This window comes from Pseudomonas sp. BP6, assembly GCF_017875935.1.
In the GTDB taxonomy this organism is placed as follows: Bacteria; Pseudomonadota; Gammaproteobacteria; order Pseudomonadales; family Pseudomonadaceae; genus Aquipseudomonas; species Aquipseudomonas putida_Y.
On the sequence record NZ_JAGINI010000001.1, the window covers coordinates 5,388,353 to 5,411,724 of the forward strand.

Genomic DNA, 23,372 nt, shown 5'->3' on the forward strand with positions numbered 1-23,372 from the left:
CTTTGGAAAACTCCCGCATGAAACGTACCCCGCACCTGCTCGCCATTCAGTCCCACGTGGTGTTCGGCCACGCCGGCAACAGCGCCGCGGTATTCCCCATGCAGCGTATCGGGGTCAATGCCTGGCCGCTCAATACCGTGCAGTTCTCCAATCACACACAGTATGGCCAGTGGGCGGGTGAAGTGCTTGCCCCAGCGCAAATTCCTGCGTTGGTGGAAGGTATTTCCAATATCGGCGAACTCGGCCACTGCGATGCAGTGCTTTCCGGCTATTTGGGCAGCGCCGAACAAGGGCGAGCGATCCTGGCCGGCGTCGAACGGATCAAGGCGGTAAACCCAAAAGCGTTGTACCTGTGCGACCCGGTCATGGGGCACCCGGAAAAAGGCTGCATCGTGCCGCCGGAAGTCAGTGAGTTCCTGCTTGACGAGGCGGCAGCCACGGCGGACATCCTGTGCCCCAACCAGCTGGAGCTGGACAGCTTCTGTGGGCGCCGCGCCCAGTCGCTGGAGGATTGCGTGAACATGGCGCGCAGCCTGCTGCAGCGTGGGCCGCAGGTTGTACTGGTCAAGCACCTGGCGTACCCCGGGCGGGCCGAAGAGCATTTCGAAATGCTGCTGGTGACCGCCGAGCACAGCTGGCACTTGCGGCGCCCACTGCTGGCGTTTCCGCGTCAGCCGGTGGGGGTGGGTGACCTGACCTCAGGCCTGTTCCTGGCGCGTGTGCTGCTTGGCGACAGCTGGGTGCAGGCATTCGAATTCACGGCTGCGGCAGTGCATGAAGTGCTGCTGGAAACCCAGGCCTGCGCCAGCTACGAATTGCAGCTGGTACGGGCCCAGGACCGCATTGCGCACCCACGGGTGCGCTTCGAGGCGCAGTTGCTGGCGCTTTAAATGGCGTCGGTTTTCAGGTCCTGGTAGCGCTTTTCCAGTTCCTGGCGGATCTGCCGACGCTGCTGGCCCTGCAGGAAGCGGCGCTTTTCTTCGCTGCTGTGCGGCTGGCGTGGTGGCACCGGCACCGGGCGGCGGTTGTCGTCGACCGCGACCATGGTGAAGAAGCAGCTGTTGGAATGGCGCACCGAGCGCTCGCGAATGTTCTCGGTCACGACTTTGATGCCAACCTCCATCGAAGTGTTGCCGGTGTAGTTGACTGACGCCAGGAAGGTCACCAGTTCACCCACATGTACGGGTTCACGGAAGATCACCTGGTCGACCGACAGGGTCACCACATAACTGCCGGCATAACGACTGGCGCATGCATAAGCCACTTCGTCGAGGTACTTGAGCAGGGTGCCGCCATGTACGTTGCCAGAAAAGTTGGCCATGTCCGGGGTCATCAGGACGGTCATGCTCAGCTGGGCGTTTCCAGGTTCCATAGTGTGCTCACGGTGAGGTTGCGCTGAATCGGGCGAATGGAGGGCGTTATCTGCTGACACTTCTGTTCCCCTCTTTGAATTTGCCTTGCTGATACGGGACGTTGGCTGGCGCGCTGTCGTCACGCTGATCGTGCCATCACGAGCGCTTTTCCAGCCGATCTGTTTCGGCATATTGCACCGACTTTTAGCGGCGGAGTGCGATGTTAACCTGAGTGCGCCCATGCAACATGGGCGTCGCTGCATTCAATACAGTATGTACTTGCTGCTCGCTCAGGTATGCCTCGGCAGGAGCGGTCTGCCCAGGCATTCATAAAAAGACGAGATAAGGAGTATCACGCCATGCATGCCATCAGCTTCATCCAGGACCTGGCAGTCATCATGCTGATCGCTGGCGTCGTCACCATTCTTTTTCACCGCCTCAAGCAGCCGGTGGTGCTGGGCTACATTGTCGCCGGCTTCATCATTGGCCCGCACACCCCTCCGTTCGGCCTGATTCATGACGAAGAAACCATCAAGATCCTCGCCGAACTGGGGGTGATATTCCTGATGTTCTGTCTGGGGCTCGAGTTCAGCCTGCGCAAGCTGTTCAAGGTCGGCGCCACGGCATTTATCGCAGCGTTCCTGGAAATCGTGCTGATGATCTGGATCGGCTTCGAGATTGGCCGCTGGTTTGGCTGGAGCACCATGGATTCACTGTTCCTGGGCGCCATCCTGGCCATTTCCTCCACCACCATCATCGTCAAGGCGCTCAGCGACTTGAAGATGAAGAACGAGCGCTTCGCCCAGCTGATTTTTGGCGTGTTGATCGTCGAGGACATTCTTGGCATCGGTATCATTGCCCTGCTGTCAGGCATCGCGGTCAGCGGCACGGTCAGCTCGGGCGAGGTGTTCTCCACTGTCGGCAAGCTGTCGCTGTTCATGATTGTCGCTCTGGTCATCGGTATTTTGCTGGTGCCGCGGTTATTGGCCTATGTCGCCAGGTTCGAAAGCAACGAAATGTTGCTGATCACCGTTCTGGGCCTGTGTTTCGGCTTCTGCCTGCTGGTTGTGAAGCTGGAATACAGCATGGTACTGGGCGCTTTCCTGATTGGCGCGATCATGGCCGAATCACGCCAGTTATTGAAGATTGAACGGCTGATCGAGCCCGTACGTGACCTGTTCAGTGCCATCTTCTTCGTCGCCATCGGTCTGCTGATTGACCCTCAGGTGCTCCTCGACTATGCCTGGCCGATCGTGGTCATCACCTTGGCGGTGGTACTGGGCAAGATGCTGTCTTGTGGTATGGGGGCGTTCATTGCCGGTAATGACGGGCGCACGTCACTGCGTGTGGGCATGGGTCTTTCGCAGATCGGCGAGTTCTCCTTCATCATTGCCGCGCTGGGTATGACCTTGCAGGTGACCAGCGATTTCCTGTACCCGGTGGCGGTGGCGGTATCGGCAATCACCACGCTGTTGACACCGTACCTGATCCGCGCGGCCGACCCGTTGTCGCAAAAGTTGGGCAATATGGTGCCTGCTCGCCTGGCACGGGTGCTTTCGTTGTATGGCGAGTGGTTGCGCAACATCCAGCCGCAGGGCGAGAGTGCCATGCTGGTTGCGATGATTCGGCGCATCCTGTTGCAGGTGGGGGTGAACCTGGCGCTGGTGATCGCCATCTTTTTCAGCGGGGGCTACTTTGCAGCGCGTATCGGCAACTGGCTCAGCGAGTGGGTAAGCGATGTTAGTCTGCAGAAGGCGTTGATCTGGGGCGCAGCGTTGTTGCTGTCGCTGCCATTCCTGATCGCCGCCTACCGCAAGCTCAAGGCGCTGTCGATGCTGCTTGCAGAAATGGGCGTCAAGCCAGAAATGGCCGGGCGGCATACCCAGCGTGTGCGTCGCGTGATCGCTGAGGTGATCCCGCTATTGTCGCTGCTGGTAATTTTCCTGCTGCTGTCGGCATTGTCGGCGAGTATTTTGCCGACTAGCGAGTTACTGCTGGTGATTGCTGTGGTAGCTGCAGTGGTGGTGGCGTTGTTGTGGCGCTGGTTCATCCGCGTGCATACGCGTATGCAGATTGCCCTGCTAGAGACGCTGGAGAACAGTCGCGAGAACTCGCAATGAGGGGAACACGCCCTGTGCAGTATTTCACCGTCGCCCAAGGGAATGGGGGCGATATCCCTGTCGCCAGGCGCAGAAAGCCTGGCGACTTTAACTACATTGATGGCCTCAGCCGTCTTTTTTCCAGCCTGGAATCGCGTGGATTTCTCTACAGGCGCTAGAAATCAGCTCTCCAGCCAAACATCTCGCGCCCAATGCCACACCGATTCCCAACTGTCTTCGCCGACACCTTCCTCTTCGGCATCCCATAGCACCACGGTGCCGTCTTCTTCCACGCAATAGTAATTGTCGCCGTCCTGGCACAGTGGAATCAGGTCGCGCGGTACGCCGGCATCCCAGGCGTTGGAGGCCACATCTGGCAGGTAGGTGTGCGACTGCGGATCAGTGACGGTAACAGGCTCAAGGGAGCCGTAAACCACATCACTTACGGTCAGCAGAAACTCTTTGAACACGAATGGAATATTGATGAACAGCTGCTCTTCGATCTCTACCAGCTGGTCTTCGTCGGGAAGCTCCAAGGGCACCGGTACCGGCTCATTCGCTTCACGGAGTTGTTCGATCACTTCTTCCACGGTTCACTTCCTCTGACCTAGATGACAACGCTGCGCCTTATACCCTAGTAGCCCACTTTGGCAAAAGCAAAAAACCCCGGGCAAGCCCGGGGTTCTCTGTTTAGCGCGCAGCGATTAGCCGTTTTGACGGATACCGGCTACCAGCCAAGGCTGGTTCTCGCCTTGGGCGCGAACCATGTGCCAGCTTTCGCTGAACACTTCGCCCTGGTCGAAGCGCGAATTCTTCGATACGCCACGGAAGGTCAGGGTAGCGTCGGTGCGGTCGGCGCGGTCATCGACACCGTCCAGTTGCACTTCCAGGTTATCGATGTAGGTAGATTGGAAGCCATCGCCCAGTTCAGCACGCTCACGCTTGAGGAACTCGAGCATTTGCGGGGTAACGAACTCGCTGATCTTGTCCATTTCGTTGGCGTCCCAGTGCTGCTGCAGCGACTGGAAATGGCTACGGGCTGCTGCCAGGAAGCTCTGCTCGTTGAACCAGGCCGGCGCGTTGATCACCGGGGCGGCTGCGGCAGCGGGTGCGGCTGAACCACCGAAAATCGACGGCTGCGAAGGCTGAGCGTGAGCCTCACGCTGCATCGGCGCATGGCCCGGCATGGCCATTTGTGGCTGCTGCTGGCGGCGACGCGCGGCGATGAAGCGGAACACGAGGAAGGCGATAAGCGCCACGATCAGGAAGTCCATGATCTGGAAGCCTTCGAAACCGTCGCCCATGAACATGGAAGCCAGCAGGCCACCGGCGGCGAGGCCAGCCAGTGGGCCCAACCAGCGCGAAGCACCGCTGGCGGCAGCCGGTGCACGGCCAGGTGCGGTCGGCGCGGCAGCAGGCGTGGTTGGCGTAGCCTGGCGGGTCTGGTGGATAGGCGCGGAGCCCGAGCTCTTGCCGCCGCCGAAACGCTTGGCGCTGGCGTCCAGGCTCAGCGTCAGGCCGACGCAGAGCGCCAGTGCGATGCTAAGAAAACGTTGCATAAGTGGGATATCCCCTGTTGTGGATTGCACGCGCGTCATGGTGCACAGGTTCCCGGGCACATGACCAGCGACATAATGTTTCGAGCTTTTGCCTGAATGTTACAAAGCTGGGGGCCCGACCCTTGTGGGCTTTAGATAGCCTCGAGCTTGGCATACCCCAGCATCAGCCATTTACTACCTTCGGAAAAATTCACCTGCACCCGCGCCTGAGCGCCAGAACCTTCGAAATTGAGGATTACGCCTTCGCCGAATACCGCATGCTGCACACGCTGGCCAAGGTTGAACGCGGTCTGCGGAATGCTGGCATTGGCGAACAGGTTGCTGTTGGTGGCCGTCTTGGCCCCGCCGAACGGGCGGCTGACGCTGTTGGACAGGCGTACTTCCTGAACCAGGCCTGCCGGAATTTCACGCACGAAACGCGACACCTTGTTGTAAGTCTCGCTGCCATAAAGGCGGCGTGTTTCAGCGTAGGTCATGACCAGCTGGCGCATGGCGCGGGTGATGCCTACATAGGCCAGGCGTCGTTCCTCTTCCAGGCGGCCGGGTTCTTCCAGGCTCATCTTGTGCGGGAACAAGCCTTCTTCCATGCCCACCAGGAACACATAGGGGAATTCCAGGCCTTTGGCGCTGTGCAGGGTCATCAATTGTATGCTGTCTTCATGCTCGTCGGCCTGAGTATCGCCAGCTTCGAGTGAGGCGTGGCCAAGGAAGGCCGAGAGCGGGGAAAGGTCGGCGTCTTCGTCGGTGGACTCGAAGTTGCGTGCCGCACTGACCAGTTCCTCAAGGTTTTCTACCCGTGCCTGGCCCTTTTCACCTTTTTCTTCCTGGTGATAGGTGATCAGGCCGGACTGTTCGATAGTGGTCTGGGTCATGGTATGCAGCGGCATGTCCACAACCTTGGCGGCCAGCCCCTCGATCAGCTCGATAAAGGCCCCCAGGGCACTGGCAGCGCGGCCTTTCAGGGCCTTGGCGGCGAGCAGCTGGCACATGGCCTCCCACATGGACAGCTGGCTGTGGCGGGCGTGCTCGCGGATGGCTTCGACGGTTTTTTCGCCAATACCGCGCGGCGGCACGTTGATCACCCGCTCCAGAGCGGCATCGTTGCCACGCCCTTCGATCAGGCGCAGGTAAGCCATGGCATTCTTGATTTCGGCGCGCTCGAAGAAGCGCTGGCCGCCATAGATGCGGTAGGGGATGCGCTCGCGCAGCAGGGCTTCTTCCAGCACTCGCGACTGGGCGTTGGAGCGGTACAGGATGGCGATCTCGTTGCGCGCATTACCCTGCTTGACCAGGCTCTCGATGGTTTCCACGACATAGCGCGCTTCATCGTGCTCGTTGTAGGCCGCGTACAGGGTCAGTGGTTCGCCTTCGCCCATGTCGGTCCACAGTTCCTTGCCCAGGCGCCCGCTGTTGTTGGCGATCAGCGCGTTGGCCGCCTTGAGGATGCCGCCGGTGGAGCGGTAGTTCTGCTCCAGGCGGATCATTTCGGCGTCGGGGAAGTCGGCGGTGTACTGGTGAATGTTTTCGATCTTGGCGCCTCGCCAGCCGTAGATCGACTGGTCGTCATCGCCTACCGCCATCAGGCTGTCGCCGCCGCGTGCCAGCAGGCGCAACCAGGCGTACTGCACGGCGTTGGTATCCTGGAACTCGTCCACCAGCACGTGGCGGAAGCGTCGCTGATAGTGTTCCAGCAGGCCCGGGTGGTCACGCCACAGGTCCAGGGCGCGAAGCAGCAGCTCGGAGAAATCGATGACACCGGCGCGCTCGCACGCCTGCTCGTAGGCCGTATAGACCTCGCGCATGGTCGCCAGGAACAGGTCGCCCCCCGCCTGGATATGCTGCGGGCGCAGGCCTTCGTCTTTCTGCCCGTTGATGAACCACTGGGCCTGGCGTGCCGGCCACTTCTGCTCGTCCAGGCCCAACTCGCGCATCACCCGCTTGATCAGGCGCTGCTGGTCGTCGCTGTCGAGGATCTGGAAGTTCTGCACCAGCCGCGCTTCCTGCCAGTGGGCCCGCAACAGGCGATGGGCCAGGCCGTGGAAGGTACCGACCCACATGCCTGCCGGGTTGATGCCCAGCAGTTGCTCGATCCGCTGACGCATTTCTGCCGCGGCCTTGTTGGTGAACGTCACCGACAGGATCGAGTGCGGCGACGCCTGCTCGACCTGGATCAGCCAGGCGATGCGGTGTACCAGCACGCGGGTTTTACCGGAACCGGCGCCGGCAAGCACCAGTTGACGCCCGAGCGTGGCCGCTACGGCCTGGCGTTGGGCATCGTTGAGGGAATTCAGCAGGAGAGAGAGGTCGTCTGTGCGCATCGGGCCATTCTAGGGCGATGCCGGGTAAGGGGCAAATATCTACTGTATGAATATTCACCTGGCTGCATCCCGCTCATCGGCCCGAGGCCAGGTCACGGCCTGCGCAAGCTGGCGGAGGCATGGTCAGTCGATGGCCTTCACGTTATGGATTTCGCACCTTCGAACTTCATCTGCTGCTGTTTCAGATTAAAGGTCGCGCCATCGCGCAGGTCATTCAGCCATGCCAGCGCCTGCCATGCCTGGCGAGCAGGCTGTTGGCTTGCTCGGGCCCGAAACTGCCAGCCGGGTAGGGGCGGGGTGCCTGGAAGTGTTCTTCACAGCCCTTGATGATTGGATCTACCCAGGCCCAGGCTGCTTCCACTTCATCGCGGCGCATGAACAGTGTCGAATCACCTTCGAGCACATCCAGCAGCAGACGCTCGTAGGCTTCCCAGCGGCGAGTCTGGCTGAACACCTGGGCCAGATTAAGGTCCAGCTCCACGGGTTCCAGGCGCATGCCCTTGCCTGGGCTCTTGGTCATCATGCGCAGGCTGATGCGTTCGTCCGGTTGCAGCTGTATCAGTAGCTGGTTGACCTGGCCGCCGCTGAACAGTTCGTGAGGCACTGGCTTGAACTGGATGACGATCTGCGAAGCGCGCCGCGCCATGCGTTTGCCGGTGCGCAGATAGAAAGGCACGCCCGCCCAGCGCCAGTTGTCGATGTGCGCCTCGATGGCCACGAAAGTCTCGGTATCGCTGTCGTTGTCGACATCCTTTTCAAAGTAGTAGGCCGGCACTTCCTGGCCGCCGATACGCCCGGCGCCATATTGGCCGCGTACTGTCTTGTCCTGCACATCCTGGCCAGTGATCGGCTTGAGGGCGCGCAGGATTTTCACCTTTTCGTCGCGTACCGCTTCGGCCTCGAACTGCGCGGGTGGCTCCATGGCCACCAGGCACAGCAGTTGCAGAAGATGGTTCTGCAGCATGTCGCGAATAGCCCCGGCGCGATCGTAGTAGGCACCGCGGTTTTCTACGCCCAGCGTCTCGCAAACGCTGATCTGGACATGGTCGACCTGGTTGTTGCGCCACACCGGCTCCAGCAGGGCATTGGCAAAACGCAGGGCCATCAGGTTCTGCACGGTTTCCTTGCCCAGGTAGTGGTCGATGCGGAACACCTGGCTTTCTTCGAACACCGTGCCAATCGCTTCATTGATGGCAGTGGCGGATTCCTGCGAATGGCCGATCGGTTTTTCCAGCACGATACGCGCTTCGGTGTCGGCCAGTCCGGCAATGCGCAGGTGGTTGGCAATAGGCACGAACAGGTTGGGGGCGGTGGCCAGGTAGAAGATGCGGCTCAGCCCACCGGGTTCGCCCAGGTAGCGTGCCAGGCGGCCAAAATCGGCGCTCTGTGAAGCATCCATCGGGAAGTAGTCGACCCGTGCAGAAAACCGCTGCCACACCTCTTCGTCGAAGTCGTTGCGGGCAATCTGCGCCCGACAATGGCGTTCGGCGAGCTTCAGATAGTCGATGCGTGGCAGGTTGCGCCTGGCCAGTGCGATGACCCGCACGGCTGGGTTCAGACGGGCCTCGCGAAACAGGTGGTAGAGCGCCGGAAGCAATTTGTGCAGGGCCAGATCACCGGTGCCGCCGAAGACCAGAATGTCGCAAGGAATAGTCAAACCACCACTCTCCACGTTCGTTTAACTGGGCGGGTTGGCGTCCATGTAGTATAACTACAAGAAAGCTACAACCCGGCAAGCCGATCATAACCGAGTCCAGCCTGTGAATCTGTTGCAACATATCGCCCAATCGCGCCACCTGCTGCGCAAATCGGAACTGAAAGTGGCCGACCACGTGCTGCTCGACCCGGCTGCCGTCATGCACAGCTCCATGGCCGACTTGGCGCACAGCGTGGGTATCAGTGAGCCGACCATCGTGCGTTTCTGCCGGGCCATTGGCTGCTCGGGCTTCCAGGACCTGAAGCTGAAGCTGGCACAAAGCCTGGCTGCAGGGGCCAGTTTCGGTCAGTTCGCCATCCACGAAGATGACTCGGTCGCCGACTACAGTCTGAAGATTTTCGACACCACCCTGCACACCCTGATGGAAGTGCGCGAGCACCTTGATCCGCAGGCGCTGCAACAAGCAGTGAGCGCCATGGCCCAGGCGCAGCGGGTAGAGTTTTATGGCTTTGGCGCGTCCGGTGCGGTTGCAGCCGATGCCCAGCACAAGTTCTTCCGCCTGCTGCTCAGCGCGGCAGCGTATTCCGACCCGCACATGCAAGCGATGTCGGCGGTTACCCTGAAACCCGGTGATGTGGCGGTGTGTATTTCCCAGTCGGGCCGTTCCAAGGACCTGCTGATCACTGCCAACCTGGTGCGTGAGAGCGGCGCCAACCTGATTACCCTGTGCCCCAGCCAGACGCCGCTGGCCGAGCTGTCAACGGTCAACCTGGCGATCGACGTGCATGAGGACACCGAGATCTACACCCCTCTGACCTCGCGTATTGCCCATCTGGTGGTGATCGACGTGCTGGCCATGGGCGTTGCCATGGCGCGCGGGCCAAGCCTGGTCAACCACCTGAAGAGCGTGAAGCGCAGCTTGCGCAGCTTGCGTCTGTCGCCCAAATCGATCAAGGCTACAGACGACTGAATTCAACCTGTAATGACCTCTTCGCGGGCTTGCCCGCTCCCACAGGTACTGTGCACCTGTATAAATCGGTGCCATTCCTGTGGGAGCGGGCAAGCCCGCGAAGAGGCCGGTACAGGCAGTGAAAATTCACGATTCTGTCACCATTCCACCGCAAAACGGTAAACCATCAAGGCCAGTCTGAAACTCCCGCATCCTATCTGGGAGACAGGCAATGGCTCGTGACTTCGACGGTACGTACCAACCCAACGCCAAGGCTCGCAAGCAGCAGGAAAAGGATCAGCGCCGTATGGAATACCGCCGCGCGATCGAGAGCTATTGCGACCAACGTCAACTGCTCCGCGACCTGGCGGACTACCCTGAGCTGCAAGCACTCACGGTATGGCAGTCGTCTGCGGCAACTTCCCCGAAAAACGTTCAACAAGCGCGCTGATCAGCGCACGTTCGCCGCGGATGAATGCCAGAAATGCCAAGGCCACCGGCGACTGTCGCTTGGCCTTGGCCTGCACCACGCACCAGCTACGGTACAGCGGCAGTTCCTCGACCGGCAATTCCTTCAGCACCCCGGTGGCCAGTTCCAGGTTGACTGCGTGGCGGGTCAGCAGGGCGATCCCCAAGCCGGCGATCACGCATTCGCGTTGGGCATCGGCCGAGGCTACTTCAAGCGTTTGGGCGAAATGCACGCGCTTGTCCTTGAAGTACTCTTCGCACGCCTTGCGTGTTCCCGAACCTTGCTCGCGGATTAACAGGGTATGAGGCTCCAGGTCCTGCATGCGCAAATGCTCCAGCTTGCACAGCGGGTGCTGCGGCGGGGCCACCGCAACGATCGGGTTGTTGAGGAACGGCAGAAACTCCAGGCCCATGTCTTGCGGCACCATCGACATGATGATCAGGTCGTCGCGGTTATCGGAAAGGCGGCGGATGGCTTGGGCGCGGTTGACTACCGTCAGGGTCAGGTTGACCTCCGGGTGACGCTGCTTGAAGGCGGCGAACAGGTGTGGCACGAAGTACTTGGCACTGGACTCGATCGCCAGTTTCAACTGGCCCTGCAATGAGCCCTGCATGTCCGACAGCTGCATGTCCAGGCTTTCCAGGCGCCCGAAGATATCGTGGCTGGCGCGCTGAAGGGCCTCGGCCGCCTCAGTCAGGTAGAGCTTCTTGCCCACGTACTCGAACAGCGGCTGGCCGATCAGCTCTTCAAGCTGGCGGATCTGTAGACTAACGGCGGGTTGCGTCAGCGCCATCTCCTCCGCAGCACGGCTGTACGAGCGCAAATCGCACACCTCATTGAAGATCTGAAGTTGACGCAATGTCATACGCATCAAGGACTTACGCATTTTAATCGGCTCCTCGGCAACACCCTGTTACCCAACTATAAGCTTTTACTAATACAGCCTCTAACAAATATTGATTTTTGTTTATCGACCTACAGCGCTAGGGTGATTACGCGACTGGCCAGCAACGTCTGGTCACGCGCCGACCGGTAGAACCGGCTCGACTGTTCCTACGGCTTTGGGAAGACTCCAGTGATAAAAAAAATCCTGATCGCCAACCGAGGTGAAATCGCAGTTCGGATCGTGCGTGCTTGCGCCGAGATGGGCATTCGCTCGGTAGCGATCTTTTCCGACGCCGACCGGCATGCCTTGCACGTCAAGCGCGCTGACGAAGCCCACAGCATCGGTGCCGAGCCGCTGGCCGGTTACCTGAACCCGCGCAAGCTGGTGAACCTGGCTGTGGAAACCGGCTGTGATGCCTTGCACCCGGGCTATGGTTTCCTTTCGGAAAACGCCGAACTGGCAGAGATTTGCGCCGAGCGCGGGATCAAGTTCATTGGCCCGGCCGCCGACGTGATCCGCCGTATGGGCGACAAGACCGAAGCGCGCCGCACCATGATCGCCGCCGGTGTGCCGGTAACCCCGGGCACCGAAGGCAACGTTGCCGATATTCATGAAGCCCTGAGCGAAGGTGACCGCATCGGTTATCCGGTGATGCTCAAGGCCACCTCCGGTGGTGGCGGTCGCGGTATTCGCCGTTGCAATAGCCGTGAAGAACTGGAACAGAATTTCCCGCGGGTTATTTCCGAGGCGACCAAGGCCTTTGGTTCGGCCGAAGTGTTCCTGGAGAAGTGCATCGTCAACCCGAAGCACATCGAGGCGCAAATTCTCGGTGACAGCTTCGGCAACGTAGTGCACCTGTTCGAGCGCGACTGCTCTATCCAGCGCCGTAACCAGAAGCTCATCGAAATTGCCCCCAGCCCACAGCTCACTCCCGAACAGCGTGCCTACATCGGCGACCTGGCGGTGCGTGCGGCCAAAGCGGTGAATTACGAGAACGCCGGTACCGTGGAGTTCCTGCTCGCCGATGGCGAAGTGTACTTCATGGAAATGAACACCCGGGTGCAGGTGGAACACACCATCACCGAGGAAATCACCGGGATCGACATCGTTCGCGAGCAGATCCGCATTGCCTCGGGGCTGCCCCTGTCGGTCAAGCAGGAAGATATTCAGCACCGTGGCTACGCCTTGCAGTTCCGTATCAATGCTGAAGACCCGAAAAACAACTTCCTGCCCAGCTTCGGCAAGATCACCCGTTACTACGCCCCCGGCGGCCCGGGCGTGCGTACCGACACGGCGATCTACACCGGCTATACCATTCCGCCGTTCTACGACTCCATGTGCCTGAAACTGGTGGTGTGGGCGTTGACCTGGGAAGAAGCCATGGACCGCGGCCTGCGGGCCCTGGACGACATGCGCGTGCAAGGGGTGAAGACCACCGCCGCGTACTACCAGGAAATCCTGCGCAATCCGGAATTCCGTAGCGGCCAGTTCAATACCAGCTTCGTTGAAAGCCACCCTGAATTGACCAACTACTCGATCAAGCGCAAACCCGAAGAGCTGGCCCTGGCCATCGCTGCCGCCATCGCCGCCCACGCAGGCCTGTGAGGAACCCCATAATGTCCAAGAAAATTCACGTAACCGACACGATCCTGCGCGACGCCCACCAGTCCCTGCTGGCCACCCGCATGCGTACCGAAGACATGCTGCCGATCTGTGACAAGCTCGACAAGGTCGGCTACTGGTCGCTGGAAGTCTGGGGTGGTGCCACCTTCGACGCCTGCGTGCGCTTCCTCAAGGAAGACCCGTGGGAGCGCCTGCGCAAGCTGCGCGCGGCGCTGCCCAACACCCGCCTGCAAATGCTGCTTCGCGGTCAGAACCTGCTGGGCTACCGCCACTACAGCGACGACGTGGTCAAGGCCTTCGTCGCCAAGGCTGCGGTCAACGGCATCGATGTGTTCCGCATTTTCGACGCCATGAACGACGTGCGTAACCTGCGCGTGGCCATCGAAGCGGTCAAGGCCGCCGGCAAGCACGCCCAGGGCACCATCGCTTACACCACCAGCCCGGTACACACCATCGAAGCCTTCGTGAAGCAGGCCAAGCAGATGGAAGCCATGGGTTGCGACTCGGTGGCGATCAAGGACATGGCTGGCCTGCTGACCCCGTTCGCCACTGGCGAACTGGTCAAGGCGCTGAAGGCTGAACAGTCGCTGCCGGTGTTCATCCACTCCCACGATACCGCCGGCCTGGCTGCCATGTGCCAGCTCAAGGCAGTGGAAAATGGCGCCGACCACATCGACACCGCCATCTCCAGCTTCGCCTGGGGCACCAGCCATCCAGGTACCGAGTCGATGGTTGCTGCACTCAAGGGCAGCGAGTTCGACACCGGCCTGGACCTGGAGCTTCTGCAGGAAATCGGCTTGTACTTCTACGCCGTGCGCAAGAAGTACCACCAGTTCGAAAGCGAGTTCACAACGGTGGACACCCGCGTGCAGGTCAACCAGGTACCGGGCGGCATGATTTCCAACCTGGCCAACCAGCTCAAGGAGCAGGGCGCCCTCAACCGCATGAACGAAGTGCTGGCCGAGATCCCGCGTGTGCGTGAAGACCTCGGCTTCCCACCGCTGGTCACCCCGACCTCGCAGATCGTCGGCACCCAGGCGTTCTTCAACGTGCTGGCTGGTGAGCGCTACAAGACCATCACCAACGAGGTGAAGTTGTACCTGCAAGGTGGTTATGGCAAGGCACCGGGTGTGGTCAACGAGCAACTGCGTCGCCAGGCTATCGGCAGCGAAGACGTGATCGATGTGCGCCCGGCTGATCTGCTGAAGCCGGAAATGGCCAAGCTGCGTAGCGACATCGGTACCTTGGCCCGTTGCGAAGAAGACGTGCTGACCTTCGCCATGTTCCCTGACATTGGCCGCAAGTTCCTCGAAGAACGCGAAGCTGGCACGCTGACGCCTGAAGTTCTGCTGCCGATTCCGGAAGCCGGTGCCGTGGCTGCGCCCGGTGGTGAAGGCGTGCCGACCGAGTTCGTCATCGACGTTCACGGCGAAACCTACCGCGTTGACATTACCGGTGTGGGCGTGAAAGCCGAAGGCAAGCGTCACTTCTACCTGTCGATCGACGGCATGCCGGAAGAAGTGGTCTTCGAGCCACTCAACGAGTTCGTCAGCGGTGGCGGCAGCAAGCGCAAGCAAGCGACTGACCCTGGCCACGTAAGCACCACCATGCCAGGGAACATCGTTGATGTGCTGGTCAAGGAAGGTGACATGGTCAAGGCCGGCCAGGCCGTCTTGATCACCGAAGCCATGAAGATGGAAACCGAAGTGCAGGCGGCCATCGCCGGTAAGGTCGTGGCCATCCATGTGGCCAAGGGTGATCGCGTGACGCCAGGTGAGATCCTGATCGAGATCGAGGGCTGATTTAAGCCCTCATCTACAAGTGGTTAACCTCTGGGGAGCGGATGCTCCCCTTTTTTGTGCTGGATTCACTAGCCTCTGATTCAGCACACCGTTCAACCTTTACGGCACACCTCAAGGCTTTCCACCTGGCCACCCGGTTGCTGGTTCTCTTCACTCAGCCACCGCTCAAACCCGGCAGCCACCGCCGGCCATTCATCATCGGTGATCGAATACCACGCCGTGTCGCGGTTATGGTCCTTGACCACCAGGTGCTTGCGGAACACCCCTTCGTAGACGAAGCCGAATCGTTCTGCCGCGCGTTTGGAACGGGCATTGGCGTTATTGCACTTCCACTCCAGCCGTCGATTACCCAGCTCGAAGCCCAGCTTGCCCAGCAGGTACACCGCCTCGGTACCCTTGGGCGTGCGCTGCATGGCGGCGCCGAAGGCGATGTGGCCGATCTCGATTCGGCCGTGGTCAGGCACGATCGACATCAGGCTGAGAATGCCTTGGGCCTGGCCACTGGCGCGGTCGATGACGGTGTAGAAAAGCGGGTCGCGGCCAGCTGCGTTGCCTTCCAGCCAGCGGTCAAAGGCGGCACGTTCGGCGAACGGACCGTAGGGCAGGTAGTCCCACAGTACCGGATCGGAGGCCGGCCCCTGCAGCACCTCCCAGAGGTCTTCGCCATGGCGCCCTGGATCGAGCTTTTCCAGGCGAATAAAGCGGCCTTCAATGGGCTCAGCCTTGGGGGTTGCGGCGGGTTTCCAGTTCAATACGTCTGTCATGTTCGACCTACAAGCCTTTGCGGAATTGGATGAAACCCGAGCGCTCGGCAACCTGCTGGTACAGGCTGATGGCGGTGGCGTTGGTTTCGTGGGTCAGCCAGTGCACCTTGATGCAGTTGTCGGCCTTGGCGGTGGTGTAGACGTGCTCGATCAACTGTCGACCAATGCCCAGGCCACGTTGCGTGCTGTCCACATACAGGTCCTGCAGGTAGCAGGAATTTTCGATGCTCCAGTTGGAGCGATGGTAGATGAAGTTGACCATCCCCACCGCCTTGCCGTCGACCCAGGCCAGTGCCGAATGGGTTGGCTCGCTGGGGTCGAGCAGGCGTTGCCAGGTGCTCAGGCTGACGGCATCGGCCAGCTCGGTCTCGTAGAAGTGCAGGTAGGCCTGCCACAGGGCGTGCCAGGCTGCGTGATCTTGGGCCGTGACAGGGCGCAGGGTAAGGTTGGGCATGGGCTATTCCTTCAGAGTTGGCGCATGTGCGCCGCGAGTTGATTGTCCAGTTGATCGGGACTGGCGCTCAGGCCTTCGCGCACGCCTTCGATGTCGTGCCCGGAGCGGTTCTGGCTGAGCTTGCGCGCACCTTGCAGGCGCGCAATGGGTAGGCGAATGCCGACGATGGCGCGGAGCATGCCGTCGATGTAGTCGGCAGGGGCGTCGGTGACTTTCCATGGTTCGCTGCGACCCTGTTCGTGACGGTCGGTCAGGCGGCTAACGATAGCCAGTAGCGGCTCGGCCTCATGGATGACTTCGGCCGAGCCGTAAGCGTGCACCGCCAGGTAGTTCCAGGTCGGCACCACCTTGGGGTTATCGGCCTTGCTTGGGTAATAGCTGGGGCTGACATAGGCATCGGCGCCGGGGAATACCAGCAGCGCTTCGCCGCCTTGCTGCAGGTCTTGCCATTGGCGGTTGGCCCGGGCCAGGTGAGCATACACAGTGCCGAAATCACCCTCGGCGGTATCGACCAGCACCGGCAGGTGTGTGGCCAGAAGGCCCTGTTCGCCCTGACTGACCAGAACGGCCAGGCGGGTGTCTAGCATGTGCTGGTGCAGGCGGGTGAGGTCGTGTTCCTGGTGAGGCTTACTGTTGTACATGGCGGGATCCTTGTCGAATGGCTCCATCCTAGGCAGGCTATTGGTTCTGGGTAAGAGCCATTACTGCCTGTTTTGATAGGTCCAATACCATGAGCGAGTCCCCCCTCATACTGCCTTTCGACCCTGCCGGGATCGCCCTCGATCGCCGCTGCGGGCTTAGCCAGCAGCTATATCAGGCGTTGCGAGCGCGGGTACTGGATGGACGCCTGAGCAGTGGTACGCGGCTGCCGGCCACGCGCGACCTGGCTGCCATGTTGGCGCTTTCACGCAACAGCGTGGTGCGCGCCTACGATCAACTGTATGCCGAGGGCTTCATCGAAAGCCGCGTCGGGGATGGCACTTACGTCAGCCGACTGCCAAAACTGTCCACACAAGTATCCACAGGGTTATCCCGGGGTTTATCAACAGGTTTATCCACATTTTGCGAAGAGAGTACTGAGGATTTATCCAGCGGAAGACTTCTTAGTGAGCCTCTGCAGCGCCTGAAAAGCAACCATTTGCCACCGCCCAGAAGCGGTGCGCCGCGTGCTTTTCGTGTTGGTATTCCGGCATTCGACCTGTTCCCGTTTGACGTCTGGGCCAAGCTACAGGCGGGTTTCTGGCGCAACCCGTGCCCTGCGCAACTGGGCTATGGTGATCCGGCAGGCGAGCCGGCTTTGCGCGATCTGATTGCGGCCTACCTACGACGCTCGCGGGGCCTGAACTGCACGGCTGAACAAATTGTGATCACTAGCGGTGCGCAGCAGGCCATCAGCCTTTGTGCACAGTTACTGCTGCAACCGGGCGACGGTGTGGCTGTGGAAAACCCAGGCTATCGGGCGGCCGCTCATGCCTTCACGCTCGCGGGTGGCCGGGTGGTTGGCGTGCCTGTGGATGAAGACGGACTGGACTGCAGCCGGCTGGAACAGTTGACGAATTGCCGACTGACCTATGTCACGCCTGCGCACCAATACCCGACCGGGGTGACCATGAGCCTTGCACGTCGCCTGGCATTGCTGGCCTGGGCTGAACGTACTGACGGCTGGATCATCGAGGACGACTATGACGGTGAGTACCGCTACAGCGGTGCGCCGCTGGCCCCGCTGGCAGCGCTCGACCGGCACGGGCGAGTGTTGTATGTCGGTACCTTCGGCAAGATAGCCTTCCCGGCCTTGCGTCTGGGCTACCTGGTGCTTCCGTCGAAGCTGGTGCAGGCGTTCAGCCAGGGCAGAGCGTTGGCAGTGCGGCATTCGGAAGTCAGCAGTCAGTGCGTGATGGCCGAGTTCATGGCGCGCGGGCATTTTCAGCGGCATATCCGCCGTATGCGCAAGGCGGCGTTGAAGCGGCGCGATGTGCTCAAGGCCGGTTGGCCGGTGGATATTCCGGGCTTGGGCGCAATGCCGGAAGTGGCCGCTGGGCTGCATGTGAAGGTGGGTGTGGATAACTTTACTCGGGAACAGGAGCTGGTGGCCAAGGCCGAGGCGGTGGGGGTGGAGGTGACGCCACTGAGCAGTTTCTGGTTGACGGACAGTGAGGCGTCTGTGGATAAACGGGCAGGACTGGTGCTGGGCTTTGCGGCGGTGCCAGAGGGCGAGATAGCCGAGGCCTTGATGAAACTACGCAAAGTCTGGAGAAAATGAAGGGGGCTGCAAAGCAGCCCCCGGTTCAACATCAGGTACCGGACTTTATCCGCGTCCAGGCGCGGGTCCTGGTCCGTTCGGCATTTCGCGTCAAGGGCTTGAGCGTATAGAGTTTGGCCATCGCCTCTGCCGTCGGATACAGGTTGGGGTTGTTGCGAATCGTCGGATTCACCTTGTCGGTCGCATCCTTGTTCGGGTTCGGATACCCGACGAAGTCGCTGATCGGCGCAATCACTTCTGGCCGCAGCAGGTAGTTGATGAACGTATGCGCATCCTCCGGGTTGGCTGCGCCCTTTGGAATCGCCAGCATGTCGAACCAGATCGGCGCGCCTTCCTTGGGCAGGCGCATGTCCACCACCACGCCGTTGTTCGCCTCACGGGCGCGGTTGGCAGCCTGCGAGAAGCTGCCGCTGTAGCCCACCGCCACGCAGATGTCGCCATTGGCGATGTCTGCCATGTACTTCGAGGAGTGGAAGTAGGTGATATGCGGACGAATCTTCAGCATCAGCGCCTCGGCCTTCTTGTAGTCGGCCGGCTTGTCGCTGTTCGGCGGCAAGCCCAGGTACTGCAGGGCCACCGGTAGAATCTCCGACGGCGAGTCGAGCAGGGCTACGCCGCACTGCTTGAGCTTGGCGATGTTCTCTTCCTTGAAAATCAGGTCCCAGCTGTCCACCGGCGCGTTGTCGCCGAGTGCAGCCTTGACCTTGGCCGGGTTGAAGCCGATCAGCACGGTGCCGTACATATACGGCACGGCAAACTTGTTGCCCGGGTCATTGGCTTCGATCAGCTTCATCAGCGCCGGGTCCAGGTGTTGCCAGTTCGGCAGCTTGCTGCGATCCAGCGGCTGGAACACCCCGGCTTCGATCTGCTTGGCGAGGAACACGTTGGACGGTACTACCACGTCATAACCGGAGTTGCCGGTTAGCAGCTTGGCCTCCAGCGCCTCGTTGGTGTCGAAGATGTCGTACACCAGCTTCACGCCGCTGTCCTTCTGGAAGGCAGTCAAGGTCTGCGGGGTGATGTAATCGAACCAGTTATATACACGCAGGGTACGCTGCTCAGCTTGCGCATGCAGGGCGCCCGCGAACAGGGTGGCAGCGATGAACGGGGCGAGCAGACGCTTGAGTCGGACCATTATCGGGCTCCTGGCTGGGCGCGCTGGAAACCTTCCAGCACATTGACCGCGTTGATGCCGATTTCTTCCACAGCGTAGCCGCCTTCCATCACGAACAGGGTCGGCTTGCCGAGTTGGCCGATGCGCTTGCCCATTTCCAGGTAGTCCGGGCTGTCCAGCTTGAACTGTGAGATGGGATCGTCCTTGAAGGTGTCCACACCCAGGGAGATGACCAGCACGTCGGCGTCATAGCTGGCGATGCGCTTGCAGGCATCCTCCAGGGCTGCGCTCCAGGCGGCCCAGTCGCTACCGGCGGGCAAGGGGTAGTTGATGTTGTAGCCCTGGCCTGCGCCTTCGCCGGTTTCATCGGCATAGCCGAGGAAGAACGGGAATTCGTCCTGCGGGTCGCCGTGGATCGAAGCGAAGAACACGTCGTCGCGGCTGTAGAAGATGTCTTGGGTGCCGTTGCCGTGGTGGTAGTCGACGTCAAGGATGGCGACCTTGCTTCGGCCTTGATCGAGGAAGGCCTGGGCGGCGATGGCGGCGTTATTCAGGTAGCAGTAGCCGCCCATCACTTCACCGGCAGCGTGGTGCCCTGGCGGACGGCACAGGGCGAACGCGGCATGGGCGCCTTGCTGAATCGCTGCCTGGGCGGTCAGGGCAACTTGTGCAGCACTATAGGCAGCCTGCCAGGTACCCGCGGTGATGGGGGCGCCGGCATCGAAGCTGTAGTAACCCAGTTCGCCATGTAGGCCGGTCGGTTTGACCTGGCGCAGTGTGCGGGCCGGCCAGGTGAAGGGCAGCAGGTCACCCTCGTGGCCCAGTGCAGCCCAGCGGGCCCAGGCGCCTTCGAAGAAATCCAGGTAATCGGTGCTGTGGACGCGCAGTAACGGCTCACGGCCGAAGTCGGTCGGGCCCTGGATGTCGCCGAGGTTGCGTTTTTTCACCTGGTCGAGCACATGGTCGGCGCGCGAAGGCATTTCGAAACAGGGCATCAGCTTGCCATCGATCAGCTCGCAGCGGCCGTGGTGCAGGCGGTGGTCATCGGAATAGATCGTCAGCATTGTTGTTCTCCGGTGGGACTGGCGTGGGTCCATTGTCATGGGCTGATCGGCAGGGGAGAACGACGCAAACGGCCAAAAGGGGATCGATATGGCCAAGGTCTATGGCCAGATGGGTGGTGACCTATCCCAGCCTCGTCGCGGGTAAGGCAGTGGCGGCAACGGTGAACGGCCTTTGGACATTAGCCGGCAGGCCCGGCCCTTTCGCGGGTGAACCCGCTCCTACAATGGGCACCAACGCGTCAGGGGTTGTGACACTGGAGGAGCGGGTTTACCCGCGAAGAGGCCAGAACAGGTCAACCACGAAAATGGCTCGGCGCCACGCCGCTCCAGCGCTGGAAGGCATGCCGAAAACTGGCCGTCTCACTGAACCCCAAAGTCTCTGCAATCCGGTAGATCGGCATCTGTTCATCGGCCAGCAACTGCTTGGCCCGCTCGAACCTCAGCTCGTCCAGCAGCTGTTGATAACTGCAGCCCAGTGCCTGCAAATGCCGGCGCAGGGTGCGCGACGAGCAGTTCATTTGCCGCGCAAGCCCTTCCAGTCCAGGGGCTGCGTCCAGTTGCTGCGCCAGCAGCTGGCGAATCCGTCCCAGCCATGCCTGGCGACCGGTGAATTCAAGGTTCAGGCGCCGGCAGCGCTCGCTCATGGCTTTGTGAGTAATCGGGTCGGCCAGCGGCAGCGGCATATCCAGCCATCGCCGTTCGAAGGCAAAGGCATTGTCCTCGGCGGCGAAACCGATCGGGCATTGAAACGCTCCGGCATAGAGCGCGTGGTAGCCAGGGCGAGGGTGTTCGAAGCGGGCGCCAAGCAGCGGCAACGGACGGCCAAGCAGGTCGTCGCAGATGACTTTCAGCGACACCAGGCAGAACTCGGCGTTGAAAGTGCTCAGCGCTGGGCTGTCCTGGTAATCGCTGGCGCTGAACCAGACACATTGGCCGTCGTCGAGCAAGCGCAGCTTGAAGACTGTTCCCAGCAGTGCCGGATACTGCAGCGCCAGGCGTAAGGCGTCACCCAAAGTGGCACTGGAGAGCAGCGCGTAACCGAGCATGCCGTAGCACGACACATGCATGCGTCGGCCCAGCTCCAGGCCAATGTCCTCGCGCCTGGCCACGGCATTGGCGCAAACCTGCAGTTCCTGCTGGGTGGTGATGCGCGCATCGGCATGCCCCAGGTCTGCCGGGCCAATGCCGCTGCCGGCCAGCAGCGCCGATGCCTCGCAACCGTCTGCCTGGAAGACGTTGAGGATCAGCGAAACTGCGTTGAGGGTGGTCAGGTGGCTGTGCAGCATGCTGGGTAATCCCGTTGGGCTGGGACGCATTATGGAGCAAGTTGTGTGCCGATATCCGGAACTGCAGGCAAACTACATACTCTGCAGGCGGGCCTGGTGTCGCGAAGGCCCGCAAAGCGGCCCCCAAACCTGCAGGCAAAAAAAAGGCCCGAAGCAAGCGCTCGGGCCTTGGAAAGGTTGAGAGGTGTCTAGTCCCTCGACCTGGTGAGACTGTTTACAGCGGCCTGATTACGCCTTCAGCGGAACCAGACGTGGAGCGATCATGTTTTCCGGACGCAGGATGTCGTCGAGCATCGCGTCGTCCAGCAGCTTCTCTTCGCGCACCAGTTCCAGTACGCCGCGGCCGCTTTCTAGGGCAACGCGGGCGATACGGGTGGCGTTCTCGTAGCCGATGTACGGGTTCAGTGCGGTAACCAGGCCGATCGAGTGCTCGACCAGTTCACGGCAGCGCTGTTCGTTGGCGGTGATGCCGACGATGCAGTGCTCGCGCAGCATGTCCATGGCACGTTGCAGCAGGCGGATCGAGTCGAAGATCTTGTAGGCGATCAGCGGTTCCATCACGTTCAACTGCAGCTGGCCACCTTCGGCGGCGACGGTCAGGGCCAGGTCGTTGCCCATGATGGCGAAGGCCACCTGGTTTACAGCTTCTGGAATAACCGGGTTGACCTTGCCTGGCATGATCGAGCTGCCTGGCTGACGCGCTGGCAGGTTGATCTCGTTGATGCCGGTGCGCGGGCCGCTGGACAGCAGGCGCAGGTCGTTACAGATCTTCGACAGCTTGACCGCAGTGCGCTTGAGCATGCCGGAGAACAGCACGAAGGCGCCCATGTCGGAGGTGGCTTCGATCAGGTCGGCAGCCGGTACCAGCGGATGGCCGCTGATGGTGGCCAGGCGCTGTACGGCCAAGGCCTGGTAGCCAGGGTCGGCGTTGATGCCAGTACCGATGGCGGTACCGCCCAGGTTGATTTCGGTCAGCAGTTCCGGAGCCAGCGAGCGCAGGCGCTGCAGGTCTTCGTTCATGGTGGTGGCGAAGGCGCGGAATTCCTGGCCCAGGGTCATCGGTACGGCGTCCTGCAGCTGGGTACGGCCCATCTTCAGTACGTGGTCGAATTCTTTACCCTTGGCAGCGAAGGCCTGGATCAGGCTATCAAGGCTGGCCAGCAGCGCGTCGTGACCCAGCAGCAGGCCCAGGCGAATTGCGGTCGGGTAGGCGTCGTTGGTCGACTGCGCCATGTTCACGTCGTTGTTGGGGTGCAGGTACTGGTACTCACCCTTCTGGTGGCCCATGGCCTCCAGCGCAACGTTGGCAATGACTTCGTTGGCGTTCATGTTGGTAGAAGTACCAGCGCCGCCTTGGATCATGTCAACCACGAACTGGTCGTGGTAATCGCCTTTGATCAGGCGGGCGCAGGCTGCGGAAATGGCAGCGTGCTTGGCATCGCTCAGGTGACCCAGCTCACGGTTGGCGTCGGCAGCGGCCTGTTTGACCATGGCCAGGGCCACGACCAGCTTCGGGTAGTGCGACAGCGGAACACCGGAGAGGTGGAAGTTGTTGGCAGCGCGCAGGGTCTGGATGCCGTAGTAGGCATCTGCAGGAACTTCAAGGGTACCCAACAAGTCTTTTTCGACGCGGAACGATGCAGCAGAGGACATGATGTATATCATCTCGATTTTGACCCGGCACATGCCGGAATGGCGCCAATCCTAGGCCTGAAG

At 60.9% G+C, this 23,372-nt stretch carries 20 protein-coding genes; 7 read left to right on the forward strand and 13 right to left on the reverse strand.

Annotated features, from left to right (window positions below; genetic code table 11):
• The first annotated feature begins 17 nt into the window (after positions 1-17).
• On the forward strand, positions 18-890 hold the full coding sequence (gene pdxY, locus J3A98_RS24470; RefSeq protein ID WP_004575195.1) for a pyridoxal kinase PdxY: 873 nt from the start codon (positions 18-20) through the stop codon (positions 888-890).
• Here the strand turns inward: pdxY and J3A98_RS24475 are convergent.
• On the reverse strand, positions 887-1,372 hold the full coding sequence (locus J3A98_RS24475; RefSeq protein ID WP_003253263.1) for an acyl-CoA thioesterase: 486 nt from the start codon (positions 1,370-1,372) through the stop codon (positions 887-889). The genes pdxY and J3A98_RS24475 overlap by 4 nt on opposite strands.
• A 339-nt stretch (positions 1,373-1,711) precedes the next feature.
• On the opposite strand from J3A98_RS24475, the gene J3A98_RS24480 reads away from it, so the two are divergent.
• Entirely contained in the window at positions 1,712-3,472 is a 1,761-nt protein-coding gene (locus J3A98_RS24480) for a cation:proton antiporter (protein WP_209969078.1), read from the forward strand.
• Positions 3,473-3,633: 161 nt separating this feature from the next.
• On the opposite strand, the gene J3A98_RS24485 is transcribed toward J3A98_RS24480, so the two are convergent.
• From J3A98_RS24485 to zwf, 4 genes are all read right to left on the reverse strand, one after another.
• Entirely contained in the window at positions 3,634-4,041 is a 408-nt protein-coding gene (locus tag J3A98_RS24485; protein WP_176682928.1) for an SMI1/KNR4 family protein, read from the reverse strand.
• Between the two features lie 114 nt (positions 4,042-4,155).
• On the reverse strand, positions 4,156-5,010 hold the full coding sequence (locus tag J3A98_RS24490; RefSeq protein WP_176682927.1) for a TIM44-like domain-containing protein: 855 nt from the start codon (positions 5,008-5,010) through the stop codon (positions 4,156-4,158).
• 131 nt (positions 5,011-5,141) lie between these two features.
• On the reverse strand, positions 5,142-7,328 hold the full coding sequence (uvrD, locus tag J3A98_RS24495) for a DNA helicase II (RefSeq protein ID WP_209969081.1): 2,187 nt from the start codon (positions 7,326-7,328) through the stop codon (positions 5,142-5,144).
• A 214-nt stretch (positions 7,329-7,542) separates the two neighbouring features.
• Positions 7,543-8,985: a glucose-6-phosphate dehydrogenase gene (gene zwf / locus J3A98_RS24500; protein WP_209969084.1), complete on the reverse strand. Its 1,443-nt coding sequence runs from the start codon at positions 8,983-8,985 to the stop codon at positions 7,543-7,545.
• Positions 8,986-9,088: 103 nt separating this feature from the next.
• Between zwf and hexR the strand changes: the two genes are divergently transcribed.
• A complete protein-coding gene (hexR, locus tag J3A98_RS24505; protein ID WP_003253273.1) occupies positions 9,089-9,955 on the forward strand; it encodes a transcriptional regulator HexR in 867 nt (288 codons plus the stop codon).
• 211 nt (positions 9,956-10,166) lie between these two features.
• A complete protein-coding gene (locus tag J3A98_RS24510) occupies positions 10,167-10,385 on the forward strand; it encodes a hypothetical protein (RefSeq protein WP_061405728.1) in 219 nt (72 codons plus the stop codon).
• Here the strand turns inward: J3A98_RS24510 and J3A98_RS24515 are convergent.
• On the reverse strand, positions 10,327-11,289 hold the full coding sequence (locus tag J3A98_RS24515; protein ID WP_281067765.1) for a LysR family transcriptional regulator: 963 nt from the start codon (positions 11,287-11,289) through the stop codon (positions 10,327-10,329). The two genes, J3A98_RS24510 and J3A98_RS24515, sit on opposite strands and share 59 nt — an antisense overlap.
• 189 nt (positions 11,290-11,478) lie before the next feature.
• On the opposite strand from J3A98_RS24515, the gene J3A98_RS24520 reads away from it, so the two are divergent.
• Complete coding sequence (locus J3A98_RS24520; protein ID WP_003253279.1) at positions 11,479-12,894, forward strand: acetyl-CoA carboxylase biotin carboxylase subunit; 1,416 nt, start codon at positions 11,479-11,481, stop codon at positions 12,892-12,894.
• Between the two features lie 11 nt (positions 12,895-12,905).
• Positions 12,906-14,714: a sodium-extruding oxaloacetate decarboxylase subunit alpha gene (gene oadA, locus J3A98_RS24525; protein ID WP_209969087.1), complete on the forward strand. Its 1,809-nt coding sequence runs from the start codon at positions 12,906-12,908 to the stop codon at positions 14,712-14,714.
• A gap of 92 nt (positions 14,715-14,806) precedes the next feature.
• Here oadA and J3A98_RS24530 read toward each other — a convergent pair whose 3' ends face one another.
• The 3 genes from J3A98_RS24530 to J3A98_RS24540 are packed head-to-tail and all read right to left on the reverse strand — an operon-like array spanning position 14,807 to position 16,573.
• Positions 14,807-15,478, reverse strand: coding sequence for a GNAT family protein (locus tag J3A98_RS24530; protein WP_209969090.1), 672 nt, complete (start codon positions 15,476-15,478; stop codon positions 14,807-14,809).
• Positions 15,479-15,485: 7 nt separating this feature from the next.
• The gene (locus J3A98_RS24535) at positions 15,486-15,932 is read right to left on the reverse strand and encodes a GNAT family N-acetyltransferase (protein ID WP_003253286.1); all 447 of its coding nucleotides are present in this window, start codon (positions 15,930-15,932) and stop codon (positions 15,486-15,488) included.
• 11 nt (positions 15,933-15,943) lie between these two features.
• A complete protein-coding gene (locus J3A98_RS24540) occupies positions 15,944-16,573 on the reverse strand; it encodes an FMN-binding negative transcriptional regulator (RefSeq protein ID WP_176682921.1) in 630 nt (209 codons plus the stop codon).
• An 89-nt stretch (positions 16,574-16,662) separates the two neighbouring features.
• On the opposite strand from J3A98_RS24540, the gene J3A98_RS24545 reads away from it, so the two are divergent.
• Positions 16,663-18,192: a PLP-dependent aminotransferase family protein gene (locus J3A98_RS24545; protein ID WP_209969093.1), complete on the forward strand. Its 1,530-nt coding sequence runs from the start codon at positions 16,663-16,665 to the stop codon at positions 18,190-18,192.
• A gap of 31 nt (positions 18,193-18,223) precedes the next feature.
• On the opposite strand, the gene J3A98_RS24550 is transcribed toward J3A98_RS24545, so the two are convergent.
• The 4 genes from J3A98_RS24550 to aspA all read right to left on the reverse strand — a co-directional run bounded on the left by J3A98_RS24550 (position 18,224) and on the right by aspA (position 23,309).
• On the reverse strand, positions 18,224-19,327 hold the full coding sequence (locus J3A98_RS24550) for an extracellular solute-binding protein (protein ID WP_209969096.1): 1,104 nt from the start codon (positions 19,325-19,327) through the stop codon (positions 18,224-18,226).
• On the reverse strand, positions 19,327-20,370 hold the full coding sequence (locus tag J3A98_RS24555; RefSeq protein ID WP_209969099.1) for a histone deacetylase family protein: 1,044 nt from the start codon (positions 20,368-20,370) through the stop codon (positions 19,327-19,329). Before J3A98_RS24555 ends, J3A98_RS24550 begins: the two co-directional genes overlap by 1 nt.
• Before the next feature lie 293 nt (positions 20,371-20,663).
• Complete coding sequence (locus J3A98_RS24560; RefSeq protein ID WP_209969102.1) at positions 20,664-21,656, reverse strand: AraC family transcriptional regulator; 993 nt, start codon at positions 21,654-21,656, stop codon at positions 20,664-20,666.
• A 228-nt stretch (positions 21,657-21,884) separates the two neighbouring features.
• Positions 21,885-23,309, reverse strand: coding sequence for an aspartate ammonia-lyase (gene aspA / locus J3A98_RS24565; RefSeq protein WP_028697462.1), 1,425 nt, complete (start codon positions 23,307-23,309; stop codon positions 21,885-21,887).
• Positions 23,310-23,372 lie beyond the last annotated feature (63 nt).